We start from the raw sequence: 16,334 nt of genomic DNA, 5'->3' as shown, positions 1-16,334 counted from the left end.
AAAGTTTAATCTCCCAGATTCATCTGTGGAATAAATCTAAAATATAAAATCTAAAATCTAAAATCGACTGACGCACCCTACCGGGGACGATCGTCTATTTCTCTCAATCTGCTCTAAGAAGCTCGCCGCGCTCGAAAAAGTCTGGCATACTGCAAAATTGGCTCTAAGCGGCGTTGATTTTGCTTGAGTGCCGATCGCAATTTTTCCGAAGGGCGGAACACCAGGGGAGCCGAATATTGGTTCAGCATCTCCATATCTGGCGACTGGCTCATCAGCATCAGCCGCACGTCTTTGTCGAGCAAATAACTTAGAGACAGCAAATCTCCCATGTTCGTAAAATCGTTGCCACGATCGCTAATTACAATTGTATCTTTAATCGAGCGATTAGCTATCGCCTCTTTGTTAATAATTTTCGCAACTTCAGCATTAAAATAGCTCAAGTCTTTGCTCCACCAAGTATCAGAAAAAGCGCTAACTGTACAGGAGGCTATACTTGCTGTAAATACCAAGCCTAAAATGACTTGCCAAAACCGCTGCTGAGTTTTCACGTTACTGGCGAGCAAGTAAGCAACTGCTAGCTGCACTCCCGGAAAGCAGGAAATCAGATAGCGGCTGACGGCAGAGCGTTTGCCACCTAGGATGATATCCGGTAATGCCAGTATCAAAAAAGGTACAAAAATTGATGTTAAAATAAACAGCCAAGTTGAACTGCTAGCCCGGCGGCAGATTTTGTAAACGGCTGCCCCAATTAACAGCAAAAATGGCAATCTCAGCAGATAAGTCCAAATATTATAAAACCCGAAGTCGAAGTCAAAAAATAAGGCTGTAAAGCTGAGTGTCCACAATTTGACAAGATACAGCCAACCGGGAGCTACTCGCGTCCAATCTGTCGTAGCTGATGCTCGTTCCAGGTTGGTTGCCAGCACGTAAATCCAGGGGATATACAAGATTAAAGCTGCTGTTACTGCTAAGAAAAATTGGGAATTAGTGACGTGACCTGGCAATTTGGTTTTTTTCACAAACAACCAGTAAGCAATTATAAAAACTCCGTGTCCAATGAGTGTTAAACTGAAGAAAGGGTGAGTGTAGAAACCAAGGGCGATCGCCAGCGAGTAAAATACCCAATCTTGCCAGCCCCGCAACCGCACTGCTCTCAGCAGCAGCCAACTGCTGCCAATAACTGTGGCTGTTAGCAAACTGTACTGCCTTGCTGTCTGAGCAAACAATATGTCAAAGGGAGATAAAGCCAAAAGTGCTGTTGCTAATAAGGCCGCCAAATTCGAGGCGAAAAGTTCCTGAGCTAAAGCGTACATCAAAGGCAGCGACAGCAAACTCAATAGTGCTGGCAAACTGCGAGATGCTGTTAGAGAACTGCCAAATTGCTGCATCCACCAACGAGCCATGAGAAAGTATAAAGGCGGGTGCTGCGGGTCTTCTAGTGCTAAAGAACGAATTGTATCTGCTTCTGTACTTCCCGGTTTAATCCGCTGATATTTTTGCAATTCTGGTGCCGGAACAATCCGGTTTTGGAATAGTTCGTCGTCGATTTCTTGGCGGGTGAAACCAGCGGCGCGGATTGATGTGTAAGCTTCGTCGTGCCAGTACAGTTTGCGCTCGATCTCAAAAAACCGAAATCCGATACCTAGTAAAATGCCGATCGCCAATAAGTTCATCAGCCAGCGGGAATTTTGGGTATTAACAGATGTGTCTTGATGTGTTGTAGATCCCATGCTTGTCCTAATTGTGGCGATTTCCTCCGGGATAGCTACGCTTCACGGAATTTGGAACTGTAGACCATAACCTCACTCAAGGAGCGATCGATACCAACTACATCCCCCAACAGACGATCATTCTACCCTCTGCCGGATGCCGAATACCTCTACCTCAGTGCCTTGTGAAAGCTGGCTCAGGCTGAACCACCCCCAAAATCAAGAATCTTAAACCAAATCCCCGCAGAACCTCCAGAGCCAAAAAATAACTGCTAACATACGTGTTGTACAGTTAATCAACAAGCTCCGCAAGGGGTCTACCCGCGTACCGCAAATGGCAAAAAGAGATACGTCTATAAAAACTTCCACTGAAAACTCAGAAAAGCAAAAAGCTCTAACTTCCGTACTCTCCCAAATCGAGCGCAGCTTTGGCAAAGGGGCGATCGTCCGATTGGGAGACTCCACTCGCATGAAGGTAGAAACCATCCCCACCGGAGCCCTGACACTGGACATTGCTTTGGGCGGCGGTTTGCCAAAAGGTCGAGTCATTGAAATTTACGGCCCGGAAAGTTCCGGTAAAACCACTCTAGCCCTCCACGCGATCTCCGAAGTCCAAAAATCCGGCGGTATCGCAGCCTTCGTCGATGCCGAACACGCCCTCGATCCCACCTACGCCTCAGCTTTAGGCGTCGATATTGAAAATCTCTTAGTTTCCCAGCCGGATACCGGCGAAATGGCCCTAGAAATAGTCGATCAACTCGTCCGTTCCGTCGCCGTCGATATCGTAGTAATTGACTCCGTAGCCGCCCTCGTCCCCCGCGCCGAAATCGAAGGCGACATGGGCGACTCCCACATGGGTTTGCAAGCCCGCTTGATGAGCCAAGCTTTGCGGAAAATCACCGGCAACATCGGCAAATCCGGCTGTACCGTCATCTTCCTCAACCAATTGCGGCAGAAAATCGGCGTAACTTACGGCAACCCCGAAACAACAACCGGCGGTAACGCACTCAAATTCTACGCCAGCGTGCGGCTTGACATTCGCCGCATTCAAAGCTTGAAAAAAGGTACAGAAGAATACGGCAACCGCACGAAAGTTAAAGTTGCTAAAAATAAAGTTGCTCCGCCTTTCCGTATTGCCGAATTTGACATTGTATTTGGCAAAGGCATTTCTACTTTAGGCTGTCTGACTGACTTGGCCGACGAAATGGGAGTAATTACTAAGAAAGGTTCTTGGTACAGCTACAAGGGCGACAACATTGCTCAAGGACGCGACAACGTGATTCGGCACATGGAGGAAAATACCGAATTTAAAAATGAGATCGAGAAGTTAGTGCGCGAAAAACTTGATACGGGAGCTGTAGTTTCTGCTAATTCTGTCGCTCCTGTTGAGGTAGATGATGTAGATGATGTAGATGATGTAAATGATGTAGATGATGTAGATGGTTTGGACGAAGAAATTTAAGTTTTTTAGTCCTCAATTATTACTCGTTTACTCGTTTTACTCGTTACCAGGCGCTTAGCGAAAGTAACGCTCAACAGCGACAAGCGAGCCTCGAATTTAATTTTCCCTCGGCTTCGGCTCGCTTGTCGCTTACATGGGTTAAGAGGCACAGTCAGTAAACCAGTAACACAGCCTGGGAACCAGTAAAACCAGTAAATTATGCTTCGGCGCGATCGAATTTACTGGTTTACTCGTTTTACTCGTTACCAGGCGCTTAGCGAAAGTAACGCTCAACAGCGACAAGCGAGCCTCGAATTTAATTTTCTTCGCTCGGCTTCGGCTCTTCCTCTAGGTATCAGTTCCCAGGCTCCAGCCATAGAACCAGTAAATTGACCGGACTTGATATGAGTTCGGGATTGCCGAATATATTGCGGATTGCTATACTTGTACATTAAGTAGTACAAGTGTCAACTACATGAATATTGTTTCTTTTAGCGAAGCGAGAAATAACCTCAAGGCTGTTTTAGACAGAGTAGTGGAAGATACGGACTATACCATCATCACTAGACGGGATGCGGAGGATGCCGTGGTGATGTCGCTAGAGTTCTTTAATAGTTTGCTGGAAACAGTTCATTTACTCAAATCTCCCGCCAATGCTGCCCATTTGGAGCGTTCTATTGCTCAGTTTAAGCAGGGGAAAGTGGTAGAGCGAAATTTGTTGGATGACTAGAAAGTTAGCATGGACGGATGAGGCTTGGGGCGATTATTTATATTGGCAAGGGCAAGACAAAAAAACGTTAAAACGAATTAACAAGCTAATTGAGGCAACAATCCGATTGCCGTTTGAGGGTATCGGAAAGCCAGAACCACGGAGGGAGAATCTGGCTGGTTTTTGGTCGCGGCGAATTGATGATACGAATCGATTAGTTTATGCTGTGGATGACGAGTATCTAACGATTATCACTTGTCGATACCACTATTCTCATTGACATCCTCCTTGGCCTGCTTAGCTATGCTGCGGCGTTTTTGTTGAACAGGAAAGTCGGCGATTCTTTGAGCAGTTTAATTTTAATTTAATGACGATAGCGACTTTGTATTTAACGGGCGAGCGTAACTTGTGTCACGCTATGTAACTTTTGCAGGATAAACAGGGATGAGAGGGTACTCCTTTGCATGGCAATTGTTATGCAGCGAGCGATTGTTTAGTAGCGAAGCCACAAAATAACGCGGACTTTTTATTTAAATTGCATATTCGAGGCGGGCGGGACGCCCACCCCACTCATTGTTTTATTGTTTTTTGACATACCATTTAAATCCACAACAGCTTATCCCAACACAATTGTTTTCAAAATACTCCTTCTAAACTGGATTCATGTCTTGTGGTAAGCTGCGTGGCTCTGACAGCGGAACTGGGAGCCTCTCATATTTGTAAAAATACTTCTTCTGGCTCCTTCCTTCTGCCTTCTGCCTCTTGCCTCAAAACTCCAATTTTGGGCTTGGCTGCTTTCATTGAGATGCTCCCTACTTACGCTCACTTATTCCGGCATAGAAACTGGCTGAACGTATTGAGAATTAGCGCGCACATAACAGCCTTGTCTTGTGAGCAACCAGGGTTGACCGTTCGCCATTGTAATCGCATTTACTCCCCTGAGTTCCGCAGCAACTGTATCTTTATCCGCGCGGTAAACTCGTTGAATTGCTCCGTTTGCGGTCTTGCGGCAGTTGAGTTGTCCATCTCGCGAGGTGACTCGCCAAGCAGGCCAAGTTGCAGAACCAGCAGTTTCAGTCAACCAAGTATTAGAATTGCTAGAAGTATAGTCGCCACTTGCATTAGGACGCGGTAAAGATTCGACTAAATTTACTTTAAATGTCTGGCCGATAGAAGGACAATTTTCTCCTGCTTTCACCTTCCAAGTAACTTCGGCTCCCAATTGGCTGCTCCTTCCAAGTTGACGCCTAACAATGGTAATATCCCCAGAACAAACAATTTTTTTGCCAGGGCCGGTCGCACTGTCTTTGAAAGTCCCATTGTAATAGTAAGAGCCTGCTGCTCCTTCGGAACGGGTAATTTGAATATTTCCCAAAAAATCCCGATTGCCTACTTTGGTTAAGTAAAAGCCTCTGCGATTGTTTCCTTTTTCTGACAAGTTTAAAGTAGTTTTACCGTTAGGATTAACATAAGTGGTAGCGTTAGCAGCAGCGCACCAAATTAATGACACAACTCCTGTGGATAACAAAATGGAAAGTTTTTTCACAGCAACACCTTGTATGATATGAATCTCTACTTTATTTATAGCTGTTGGTGAAAATACTTGACCAGTCGCTCAAATGAGTGACACTCATTTGAGCGACAGCGCACTCGTCTGACCCTGCGTGCGGACTATCCCCGGCATCAACTCTGCATAACTTCACCTTGCTTCAGCTCCCTTCCACTCTCTTCACTTGTATGCACTTGCATCACGATGCTTGCAAGCTTCCACTTCTGACTCATTGCAAGTTCCAATAATTAGCAGCAGAATAAATTTATATACGTAAGTAAGGGGGTTCCAATCACCGCTAAATACTGTGGATTTTACTGGTACTTCCCGGTGCGTCAAGTTGGGATTCCAAACACTAGGGCGATTTTTACAGGTAGCAGATTTCAAATCTAAGAATGCTTGTAAAGAAATGTAAAAGCTCCTGACAGCCGATGGCTTAGACAGAAAATACGATTTCTAAGTTCAGCCAGTAAAAAAATCGTATTGATTCAGCCCAAAAATGAACTTGACCAACATAAATTAATTTGCTCGAAACTTAAATCATTGTTGAAGGGAGAATAAATTATGGCTGACGGTCAATTAGGAGTTATATTAAAGATGGCTCAAACAATTAATCCTCAAATTGAGAGCGATCGACACTTTGAAATAGACTTGGCAAAATTGCGCCAACTGCCAGCAGGAACATTAGGGTGCGAAGTGGCGCGATTTCTAGACGAACAAGGCTTTGAGCCGATCGCATCGGGAGACTGGATTCAGCGAAACCACGACGTTTGGCACGTGCTGACCGGTTTTTCAGCTTCAACAGAAGATGAATTGGTACTTCAAGCGTTTACTCGCGCTCAAGTATTTCCTCCTTCTTATGCGATTTTAGTGTTAGTTGGACTGATCAGCGGGTCAAGTTGCGCGATCGGACACATTATCAAAGGCTTAAAACACGGAAAATTAGCCACTGGGCTAATTAATTGGGACGTTGCATCTGATTGGGAAACTCCTTTATCTGAAGTTCGAGAAAAACTCGGAATTCAACCATTCATTGATTAGATATTAACTCATTACCTCATTGCAAAAGTATGCAAAGCCAAAGTTATAAACCGGAAATTAGCCTGAGCCCACGGGAAAGAGCGATCGCACAATTAGTAGCCCAAGGCCTGCCAAACAAATGTATTGCCAAAAATTTAAATATCAGTCACTGGACGGTTGCTACTTACGTGAGGCGGATTTTTATCAAACTCGGTGTTTGTTCCAGAACTGCGATGATTGCACTGCTGATCCAAGAAAATTTGCTCTGGGACTAATAAATAACTAGGGTGCCTCAGCTAGCTTGAATTCTCTGGTAATCGAGAAACTCTAGGCACGACGCACCCTAAAAAAAACCTATCCCTAGACAGATGAAAACCCGGTTTAGCTGTAAAACCGGGTTTTAATTTGCAATGTTTAAAACCTTCTATGCCAAAGCCACAGAAGGAGAAGAATTTCTCAGAAAACTCAGCAATTCTCGATTCACCGTTTGTGGCGCTTCCTGCTGAATCCAGTGACCGCAGTGAGGAACTAATTTCAACTTAAACGGAGCCGTAATAAATCTGTCTAAACCTTCTACAAGTTTGTGGCTCAAAAACGCATCTTCTTCTCCCCAAAGCACCAAAGTAGGCACTGTCACAGGTTCTAATTTCTGCCCCAAATTCCAAAGCCTCTGCGGATGAAACATCTGCCGATAATAATTGATAGCGGCGGCTAATACTCCCGGCTTTTCTAAAGCAGTCTGATAAATCTTAGTTTCCTCCGCGCTAAAAGATCCTTTGCGAACAGCTTGTCCTTGGAAAACATTGTGTACAAAATCTTTCAAGTTTTGCCGGATCAACAATTCGGGAATGCCGGGAACCTGAAATGCCAAAACGTACCAACTGCGGCGGATTTGATCTAAATTGCTCGCCATTTCCTGCATGAATCGCTGCGGGTGCGGAGCGTTTAAAATTGCCAAGCGGTTGAGTTGTTCGGGGAATTTTTGAGCTAAGTGCCACGCAATCGCCCCTCCCCAATCATGACCTACAACGTGAGCTTTTGTATAACCGAGGCTCGCAATCAAACCGCGAATATCGGCGCTCAGCGTATCTAAATCATAGCCGCTTTCCGGCTTGTCGGAATCGTTGTAGCCCCGCAAATCCGGGACTACTACCTTGAAATGACGCGCTAAAGCAGGGATTTGATGACGCCAAGAGTACCAAAACTCTGGAAACCCATGCAGGAGAAGAACAAGCTCGCCTTCTCCTTGAGAAACGCAGTGCAGGCGGATGTTATTGGTTTCGACAAAGATGTGTTGCTGTTCGGAATCGAAAGAATTCATAGTTGGAAAGTTAGACTTATTTTCGGGAAGTACAGAACCCGCCGACTGGTAGCAGGCTAAAACGTCCCAATGGTGTTAATTTTTCTACTTTTATTGTAGCTGCTTTTCGATCCCCGCCGCTCCAATCTAATGAAACTTAAAACTTGTAGGGTTTTTGGGTGTCCTGTGTTTTAGGTGTAACTACTGAGGTTAACTTTGTCACCTTAAATCTGTTGTTTTAACAGCGACGCAGGCGATTCAATAATAGCACAATTTCGTCCGTTGCCGATCGCATTTTTGCAGCCGATAGGTCAGATTGATTGACGATAATGCTAAACACCAGCGGCTCGTAATTCGGAACTTCGATATATCCCGACAGCGCGGAAACTCCGCTCAGAGTTCCTGTTTTTGCTTGCATAATTACGCGATTTGGTGTATTATTGAAGCGATTTTTCAAAGTGCCGTTCTCGCCAGCGATCGGCAGTGACTGGCGGTAAATCGATGCAGCAGGTGAAGTGGCCATAAATCTCAAAGTTTGCACCAAGGCTTCTGGGCTAATTAAATTGTGGCGGGAAAGTCCCGAACCGTCGGCTAATATGTAGCTGTTTGGATTTACTCCTAATTGAGTTAAAGCGGTTTTTAACTCTTTCAAACCGCTTTCACCTGTATCCTCTTGCTGCTGGGGCATCTTGTCTGTAACTTTTCCCAGCAATCTCAATAAAACTTCTGCATAGAGATTGTTGCTTTCGCGATTAGTTTCTCTCACCAATTCCGCCAGCGGCGGCGATTCAACGGTGGCTAATTCTTGGTTTAAATTGCGCGAAGCCGATGCAACTAAAGCCTGTTTAACAGGAATTCCTTCAGCCGCCAGAACTTGCTGAAACTGCTGCAAAAAATTATTAGCGGGGTTGACAACTGCGACATAAGCTGATTCAGGTTCGCCACCAACTTTCAACTGTCCGCTCACTCGAATTAGAGGTCGATCGAACTCCCGGCCAACTTCAATAAACTCAGATTCGCTTTGAGCGACTGTTACTGAATTGTTCTGAATTTGCCACTGATTTGCCAGCTTTGGTTCGGCAAAAGTAACTTTCAGAGGTTGCCCGATTGCCTGGGGGGACAAGAGAAGGTCGATCGCGTTTTGATTGAAAATTAAACTGTTAATCGGCGCTCCGTAGCCAGCTTGCGCGTCTTCCCATTCCCAATTCGGATTGACTGCACTGCCTTGAAAATAGCTGTCATCGCCAATCAACTGGTTAACTTGACTGATTCCCCGCTGCTTCAACTGCTGCGCCAAGGATTTCAACTGAGCCTCAGCAATGCTCGGATCTCCCCTGCCGGCAACGTACAAATTCCCATTTTCGCCACTGTAAACCGATGTCTTAATCCGAAAATCTGCACCGAGTTTCTGCAAAGCAGCGGCTGTAGTTAGCAGCTTGGCATTTGATGCTGGAATAAAATATTTGGTGGCGTCGCGGCTGTAGAGAGTAGTAGTAGAAGATAGAGGTTGAATCAAAATGCCCCAGCGCGATCGGCTAAATTCGGGACGGTTGGCGATCGCATCTACTTGCGCCCCCAATTCCCCAGGACAAATATCCCCAGCAACCGTCGGCATTTGAGCTACCACCTGCGGCGAATTCCCCAGCAGCAAGGTTAACAAACTAACCGCAATTTTTTTGATTCTCAAAGCTCAATTTCCATAATAGATAAGATTTCATGAATTTTTGAAATACAAAAACCGCAGAGTTAAGGCAGATAAACACAGATAAACGCAGATAATTTCAATATAGGAAAGCGAATGAAAGCAAAAGGTCTATTAGATGTCCGACAGCTTGGAAGTTTCACCGAATCAAGTCAATATTAATAATAATAACGCGCATGAATTCTCGGATTGAACAGCGCCTCTACAGGTTTTCCCTCTTTGAGGTGCTCTTCCACAATTAACGGTACATCACTCGGTTTAACTCGACAATACCAAATTTCGTCCGGGGTAACTCGTACAGTCGGGCCAGTGGTGCACTGTCCCTGACAGCTACAGGCTTCCACTTTCACCCCGGCAACTTGTTGAGCTTCAAAAGCAGCTAGCACTGCTGCTGAACCATTTTTCAGGCAAGATACATACTGGCAAACCAATACACAGCGCGCTTCTGGTTGGGAGTCTGGTTCTGAGGTTGGAGATTCTGGCATTGGTAAGGATTTATCCGCTCTTTAAGATATCTTAACAATCTTGTCAGGTCGATCGCCCGCTGGAGGGAGGCAAACGGCAGAATTTTATAGTGCGATCGACAAAAACAGCAAAATTCTGGCATTCAAACTTTTTCCTTCCTTCTACCTTCTAACGAATCCCTTCAGCAGAGCTGCCTTTCTTCAGTCTGTGTCACGATTTCCCTATATGATCGATTTAGAGCAACAACTCAATCAACCGCTAATCATGCCAAAAACAGTAGCCGATGTAATGAGCCGCGAGCCGATTTTGGCGCGACCCGAAATGCCCTTGAACGAAGCGATTAAAATTTTAGCCGATCGACGCATTAGCGGTCTTCCCGTCGTAGATGAGAATGACTTGTTGGTAGGAGTCATCTCCGAAACCGACTTGATGTGGCGGGAAACCGGCGTAACTCCGCCCGCTTACATTATGGTGCTCGACAGCGTAATTTATTTGGAAAATCCATCTCGTTACGAGCGAGAACTCCACAAGGCTTTAGGACAAACAGTAGGAGAAGCGATGAGTACAGAGCCAGTTACCATCGAACCCGACAAATCTCTCCAAGAAGCTGCCAAACTGATGCACGATCGCAGCATCCACCGATTGCCAGTGGTCGATTCTGCGGGCAAAGTAATCGGCATCCTCACTAGGGGAGATATTATCCGATCGATGGCTGCCGAATCTTAATTAACTGTTGCAGTTCCAGGACTGTATCAGAAAATGAGCCGATCGCTCTTTCAATCTCCCTGACTTTTGGCAATTACCAATTACCAATTACCAAATCTAAAATCTAAAATCTAAAATCCGATGAGCATTACCCCTGAGTCTGTCGAACAATTGCTGAATTCCGAGGATTTTGGCGAAAGACTGCGAGCAGTTAACCAACTGCGGCAACTAGAACCCGCGATTGCCTATAAACTGATTCAAATTGCGATCGGCGATAAAAACGTCCGGGTTCGCTACGCAGCAGTCAGCCAGATATCAACCCTCGGTACGCAGAATCTGCCGAACGCTTTAGAGGTACTGCTAAACAGCTTGAACAACGACCCCGAACCCGACGTGCAAGCAGCAGCAGCCGATGCTTTGGGCGCATTGAAATTAACCGATGCTTTAGAAGATTTGCAGCAAGTTTATAGCAGTACATCTGAATGGCTGGTGCAAATGAGCATCGTTGCTGCTTTGGGAGAAATGGGAGATCCGAAAGCCTTTCCCATGTTAGAAAATGCCCTGACCTCTGAAAACGAATTGATCCAAACCATTGCGATCAGCGCATTAGGTGAATTGGGAGATAAACGGGCGCTGCCGCTGCTGCTTCCCTACGCTTCCAATGCTGATTGGCAAATCCGTTATAGAGTCGCCCAAGCTCTCGGGCGGTTGGGCGGTAAAGAAGCAGAGGCGGCTTTGGAAATTCTCGCCAAAGATGAGGTTGAACAAGTTGCTCAGGAGGCGAAAGCCGGACAAGAAAATAGTTTGAAATCTTGAGATTGCTTTGGCGATCGCGAACAACCCTGCACGCTTGTGAATTTTGAATTAATTTAGAATTTTTTGTGAAGATTCTACTAAAAACTCTGTTCGCGATCGCACACATAATTCAGAAACCCGGTTTCTTCCTATATTTCTTTTTCCTGTCTGCAAAACTCGTAGAAACCGGGTTTCTAGCCAGCCAGGGGGCTGGTTGCGTAGCGCCAACCTTACTCATCAGGAAAAATCTAAAATCTAAAATCTAAAATCTAAAATTGTATTGATGCCACGGGCGATCGCGAATTCCTTGAAAACTCTCCTCAAAGTCGATCGCACTCTTCCAGATCCAAACCAGATTCTCCCTCTTGACATCCCCACTTTGACAAAAGCTATAATGAAAATAAATACAGTAGCGGCAGGGATTAACATAATTATTGAATTGTGTCCAACCAGCTAGCGATCGGGGAAACTATCGTTAAGACGGTAAGCAATCTACCAGCAAAACCAAGTCTTAAAACTGTTTATCATCCCCATGCTTGAACAACTAGAAAATTCCGGTTCTCAGTCCTCGGACATTTTAACAGGAGAGCGATCGGCCTCTCAAGTAGCACCAAGCCCAACTAATCAAAACTTTATTAATAGAGTTTTAGAACTTACCAACATCGAACGCAGCAAATTAGGTTTGTCCCCGCTAGTTTTAAATACTCAGTTACTAAATGCGGCCGCAAATCACACCCAAAACATGGCACTGCAAGACTTCTTTTCGCATACCGGAAAAGATGGTTCGTCATTAGGAAGCCGGATTAGTGCAACGGGCTATCAATTCTCAGCGGCGGCAGAAAACATTGCTGCGGGATCTTCTACACCCGAACAAGTTGTATCATCGTGGATGAACAGCAGCGGCCACCGGACTAACATTCTTAACCCCAATCTCAAAGAAATTGGCATTGGTTACTATTTCTTAGCCGACGATACTGGCACAGAAAATTGGAATCACTATTGGACGCAAGTTTTTGCGACTTCTCTTGACGGTAGTGTCAATCCCACACCGACTCCCACACCGACTCCCACACCAAACACTATATCTATTACTTCGCCAATACCCAATGCTACAGGGGACGGCAGCCCGACGACAGCACCCAAAAATACAGCCAGCGACGGCAATTATTTCCTATCAGATAGTGCCGATACTCAAATACCGACAAATGCTGCGGGATTGCCAATTTTTGCCCTTTCCGGCAAAGACAATCTCACCGGGGGAGAAGGTGCTGATAGCATTAATGGAATGCAAGGTGCGGATACAATTAATGGCGCAGGCGGCAATGACAGCTTATCCGGCGGCAAAGAATCCGATGTAATTGATGGCGGTGTTGGCAATGATTTTATCAGCGGCAACAACGATAACGATCGACTAATCGGATCTGACGGTAACAATACTATTCGCGGCGGCAAAGAAGATGATGTCTTGATTGGCGGTAACGGCGATGATTTGTTGGCGGGCGATCGCGGGCAAGATATGCTGACGGGCGGTGCTGGAAATGATACGTTTATCTTAGCAGGAGGTTTGTCTGCTGCGGCTACTTTAATAAGTGCGGATGTAATTGTCGATTTTGGGGCTGGGGATAAAATTGGTTTGACGGACGGTATCGGGTTTGCAAACTTGACTTTTGAAGCTGTGAGTTTGCAGTTGGATGGAGGGGCAAGTGTCGCTTCTTGGGCGCTTAAGTCGGGCAACACTTATTTAGGAATCGTCCAGGGTGTAAGTCAAAGTCAACTTACATCGAGCGTTTTTGTGAATGCCTAACGGGGAATGGGTAGTGTAAAATTTCACTTATGCAGCGTGTAAGGTGCGTCAGTTCGTAGGGATTCGATGGGTAGCCCAGATTGTCGAAGCTGACGCACCCTACTACTTCAGTTGTTATAGCAATTCTCCAAAATCTTGCTACAAACTGCATCATTACTAAGAGGGGTAACTATGAAAAAAGTAGCCGTGTTTGGCAACGCTGGAGGCGGTAAATCAACTCTAAGCAAGAGATTATCAGAAATCACTGGTTTGCCACTTTACGCCTTGGATAAGATTCAATATCAATCGGGGGGCGCTGAGGTTCCAAATGAAGAATATAAGCGTACCCATGAGAAAATTTTGGCTACTGACCGATGGATTATAGACGGTTTTGGTTGTATGGAAACCGTCTGGCTTCGACTCAACGAGGCAGATACTCTGGTTTTTGTCGATCTGCCCCTATACGTGCATTTCGGCTGGGTGACTAAACGGCTGATTACAGGTAAGTTTATACCGCCAGAAGGCTGGCCCCAAAACAGTCCGATCTTGAAGAGTTCAATTAATAGTTACCGTGCTCTTTGGTTGTGTCACAAGTATTTGACTCCCAGATATCGCGAGTATGTCGATCGCGCCCAAAAAACAAAAAGTGTTTATCACATCAGATCCACTGAAGAGATTTCACAATTTTTTGAATCGATATTGCAAAGGACTAATGACTGTTGACTGTTGACAGTCAGGGTAGATGCCCCAAGGATGAGTATAGGTTAAGGTTAGGCTTTAGTTTCATAGGACTCGGTTTGAAAATTCAAAGTTGGTAGGCTATCCAGCAGTCTGGTACTAGGTGCGTTGGCTTCTGAAACTGCTTTCCTAACTAATGAGCGATCGCCCAACAACAAATTTATATACTGACTCTAATCGCCTTTCTCAAAAACGTCAACGAGCGCGCCAAAAATCACCGAAATTTACTTTTTTTAAAGCTACAAATTCGCTCTGTCTTCAGCTTTTAGTCCGCTACTGATTTAATAACCATTTCTTCTAGAAATAATCTATGTAGCAAGGCCGAAGCAGTGATGTAAAATATATTTTACTGTATAATTTATACGCAGTTAGGTATATCACATCGGGAGAGGACACGCTTGTGATTCAAAATCAGACTACATACTACACAACTGTACAAGACAAAACTGTTGCCCAGCTTCTACTCAAGTACCTCGAACTTGAGCAAGTAAATAAACTATTCGGTCTTCCAGGCGGCGCACTCACGCACCTATTAGACGAACTAAGCGAGCAACAAGATAAATTTGAGTATATCATTTGTCGCCACGAAACTGGGGCGGCTTTTATCGCTGATGGTTATGCACGGGTAACGGGAAACTTAGGGGTGGTTTTGGTAACTTCTGGCCCTGGTGCCACCAATGCTTTGACGGGAACGGTGAACGCTCACAATAGTAACTCGGCGCTGTTGACTATTACTGGGGAAGTGCCAGAAGTTTATTTTGGTAAAGGTTATCTTCAAGAAGGAATTGATGCCAATCTAGACATTGATAATATTTATCGCAGCGCCTCGCAGTACAGTGCTGTAATTACTAATGCGACCAATTTCCAAACGCTGTTTTCCCAAGCTTTACGGGATGCGCTTTCAATTCCTAACCGCGCCGCTCACATTAGCCTTCCCGACGATGTTGCTGGGAGTACGGTTAGCAATGTCCAAATTCCCAATAGCCCTGATAATTATCGCGCCATTCCCGATGCTTTTAGCCCAGGGAAAATAGAGCAAGCTTTTAAGTTGCTGTTGTCAGCGCAACTGCCGTTATTTTTCTTGGGAAATGGCTGTCGCCGCGCTTTGCAAGATGGCGATCGCCTGCGAAAATTTGTAGAGTTTGTTAACAAATTTGCCATTCCGGTGATGACAACTCCCGACGCAAAGAGCATTTTTCCAGAAAATATCCAGTTATCGCTGCGAAATTACGGTTTGGCGGGTTGCGAGTGGCCTAAGTATTATTTAAACCCACAACTTCTCAATCCTAAATTACCACCACACTACGATGCACTGATGGTTTTGGGATCGACTTTGGGTCAACTGGCTACTTCCAAATGGGACTCGATTTTGATTCCCAACGGGCCTTTTATTCAAGTTGACTTGAATCAAAATGCGATCGCCCGTTCTTTTCCGATTGAATTGGGAATTGTGTCGGAAGTTGGCCGCGCGATCGACTACTTGTGCGAGTTAGGTCAGCAAGTAAAAGCTGATGAAAAAGGAATTGATTTCCGCAGGCGGTTGATCGACGAAATTAAAAGTACAAAATCTCCGTTCCGCAACCCAGAAAAACGAGACTCGGAAGCTTCCCCTATTTTTCCTCAAGCGTTGATGAAGTGCATCAATGAGATGATGCCAGAAGACGGACATTTGTTTATAGATTGTGCTAACTGCGTTGGTTGGTCGGTGCATTATATTGTTGCCAATCCGCCTTTGCAAATGCACAATTCGCTGGCAATGGGGCCGATGGGTTTTGGTACTGCTGCGGTAATCGGCGGTAAAATGGGAGCGCCGTATAAAACCTGCGTTGCGATTGTTGGCGATGGTGCGTTTATGATGCACGGAAACGAAATTTCAACAGCCGCGCAATACGGCGTTGGCGCAATTTGGGTGGTCATGGACAATAACGACTTGGGGATGATTAGCCAGTACATGAACCAGTTTTGTCCTAAACCTGGAAATCCGGGATTTTGGAAAGATTATTATAAAATTGGTAAGCCCAATTTGGCGCAGTTTGCAGCAGCTTTGGGTGCTGATGCTTTTGATATTTACAGTCCTACTGAGATGAGAGAAGTATTTCCCAGAGCCATGAAAAATGCACTAGAAAATAACAAACCGCAGGTAATAGTTGCTCACATTAATAACGATGAGGTGCCACCTTATTATCCACCTTCACAAAGCTGAGCGATAGGAAAATCTGGTTGTAAGTTCCCCAATTTACAGCAGATTCCACGTTTATGAAGTACACTGCGATCGCTCGCGATCCTAGTAGTAGGGACACTCCCATTGGTGTCAACTTAAGACTAAAACCCTTGAAAAATCTCGCTCATACCCGAGTTGAGATCTCCCTAAATCCCCCTTAAGAAGGGGGACTTTGAGAAGGCTCTTGTCCCCCCTTT

General features: G+C 45.3%; 15 protein-coding genes. 10 read left to right on the top strand and 5 right to left on the bottom strand.

Translation table 11 applies throughout. The features are described from left to right. Positions 1-113: 113 nt before the first annotated feature. Positions 114-1,730, bottom strand: coding sequence for a glycosyltransferase family 39 protein (locus QUB77_RS07865; protein ID WP_333171041.1), 1,617 nt, complete (start codon positions 1,728-1,730; stop codon positions 114-116). Between the two features lie 313 nt (positions 1,731-2,043). Here QUB77_RS07865 and recA point away from each other — a divergent pair, with 313 nt between their 5' ends. The 3 genes from recA to QUB77_RS07850 all read left to right on the top strand — a co-directional run bounded on the left by recA (position 2,044) and on the right by QUB77_RS07850 (position 4,139). Continuing rightward, positions 2,044-3,171, top strand: coding sequence for a recombinase RecA (gene recA / locus QUB77_RS07860; RefSeq protein WP_333171038.1), 1,128 nt, complete (start codon positions 2,044-2,046; stop codon positions 3,169-3,171). A gap of 454 nt (positions 3,172-3,625) precedes the next feature. Continuing rightward, positions 3,626-3,880, top strand: coding sequence for a type II toxin-antitoxin system Phd/YefM family antitoxin (locus QUB77_RS07855; RefSeq protein ID WP_242720579.1), 255 nt, complete (start codon positions 3,626-3,628; stop codon positions 3,878-3,880). Next, complete coding sequence (locus QUB77_RS07850) at positions 3,873-4,139, top strand: Txe/YoeB family addiction module toxin (protein WP_333171034.1); 267 nt, start codon at positions 3,873-3,875, stop codon at positions 4,137-4,139. Before QUB77_RS07855 ends, QUB77_RS07850 begins: the two co-directional genes overlap by 8 nt. Before the next feature lie 546 nt (positions 4,140-4,685). On the opposite strand, the gene QUB77_RS07845 is transcribed toward QUB77_RS07850, so the two are convergent. Next, positions 4,686-5,405: a hypothetical protein gene (locus tag QUB77_RS07845; RefSeq protein WP_333171032.1), complete on the bottom strand. Its 720-nt coding sequence runs from the start codon at positions 5,403-5,405 to the stop codon at positions 4,686-4,688. A 567-nt stretch (positions 5,406-5,972) separates the two neighbouring features. On the opposite strand from QUB77_RS07845, the gene QUB77_RS07840 reads away from it, so the two are divergent. After that, complete coding sequence (locus tag QUB77_RS07840) at positions 5,973-6,449, top strand: Coq4 family protein (RefSeq protein ID WP_333171030.1); 477 nt, start codon at positions 5,973-5,975, stop codon at positions 6,447-6,449. 29 nt (positions 6,450-6,478) lie between these two features. Beyond that, positions 6,479-6,703, top strand: coding sequence for a helix-turn-helix transcriptional regulator (locus tag QUB77_RS07835; RefSeq protein WP_333159671.1), 225 nt, complete (start codon positions 6,479-6,481; stop codon positions 6,701-6,703). Between the two features lie 149 nt (positions 6,704-6,852). Here QUB77_RS07835 and QUB77_RS07830 read toward each other — a convergent pair whose 3' ends face one another. The 3 genes from QUB77_RS07830 to QUB77_RS07820 all read right to left on the bottom strand — a co-directional run bounded on the left by QUB77_RS07830 (position 6,853) and on the right by QUB77_RS07820 (position 9,915). Next, complete coding sequence (locus QUB77_RS07830) at positions 6,853-7,749, bottom strand: alpha/beta hydrolase (protein ID WP_333171027.1); 897 nt, start codon at positions 7,747-7,749, stop codon at positions 6,853-6,855. Positions 7,750-7,966: 217 nt separating this feature from the next. Continuing rightward, the gene (gene dacB, locus QUB77_RS07825) at positions 7,967-9,409 is read right to left on the bottom strand and encodes a D-alanyl-D-alanine carboxypeptidase/D-alanyl-D-alanine endopeptidase (RefSeq protein WP_333171309.1); all 1,443 of its coding nucleotides are present in this window, start codon (positions 9,407-9,409) and stop codon (positions 7,967-7,969) included. Between the two features lie 179 nt (positions 9,410-9,588). Beyond that, positions 9,589-9,915, bottom strand: a complete 327-nt coding sequence (locus tag QUB77_RS07820) for a (2Fe-2S) ferredoxin domain-containing protein (RefSeq protein ID WP_333171024.1) — start codon at positions 9,913-9,915, stop codon at positions 9,589-9,591. Between the two features lie 205 nt (positions 9,916-10,120). Between QUB77_RS07820 and QUB77_RS07815 the strand changes: the two genes are divergently transcribed. The 5 genes from QUB77_RS07815 to QUB77_RS07795 all read left to right on the top strand — a co-directional run bounded on the left by QUB77_RS07815 (position 10,121) and on the right by QUB77_RS07795 (position 16,119). Then, positions 10,121-10,621 (top strand): CBS domain-containing protein, encoded by a 501-nt coding sequence (locus QUB77_RS07815; protein ID WP_333171022.1) that lies wholly within the window; start codon positions 10,121-10,123, stop codon positions 10,619-10,621. A 120-nt stretch (positions 10,622-10,741) separates the two neighbouring features. Beyond that, positions 10,742-11,416 carry a phycobilisome degradation protein NblB gene (gene nblB, locus QUB77_RS07810; RefSeq protein ID WP_333171020.1) on the top strand — a complete coding sequence of 225 codons (675 nt, stop codon included), beginning with the start codon at positions 10,742-10,744 and terminating at the stop codon, positions 11,414-11,416. Positions 11,417-11,927: 511 nt separating this feature from the next. Next, entirely contained in the window at positions 11,928-13,199 is a 1,272-nt protein-coding gene (locus QUB77_RS07805) for a CAP domain-containing protein (protein WP_333171017.1), read from the top strand. 171 nt (positions 13,200-13,370) lie between these two features. Continuing rightward, positions 13,371-13,901 (top strand): adenylate kinase, encoded by a 531-nt coding sequence (locus QUB77_RS07800; RefSeq protein WP_333171014.1) that lies wholly within the window; start codon positions 13,371-13,373, stop codon positions 13,899-13,901. A gap of 415 nt (positions 13,902-14,316) precedes the next feature. Then, positions 14,317-16,119 carry a thiamine pyrophosphate-binding protein gene (locus tag QUB77_RS07795; protein ID WP_333171012.1) on the top strand — a complete coding sequence of 601 codons (1,803 nt, stop codon included), beginning with the start codon at positions 14,317-14,319 and terminating at the stop codon, positions 16,117-16,119. Positions 16,120-16,334: the final 215 nt, after the last annotated feature.

The organism is Microcoleus sp. AT9b-C3, from assembly GCF_036705485.1.
In the GTDB taxonomy this organism is placed as follows: Bacteria; Cyanobacteriota; Cyanobacteriia; order Cyanobacteriales; family Microcoleaceae; genus Microcoleus.
The sequence above is the reverse complement of the archived record's forward strand: the minus strand, read 5'-3'. Positions and strand labels throughout refer to the sequence as shown.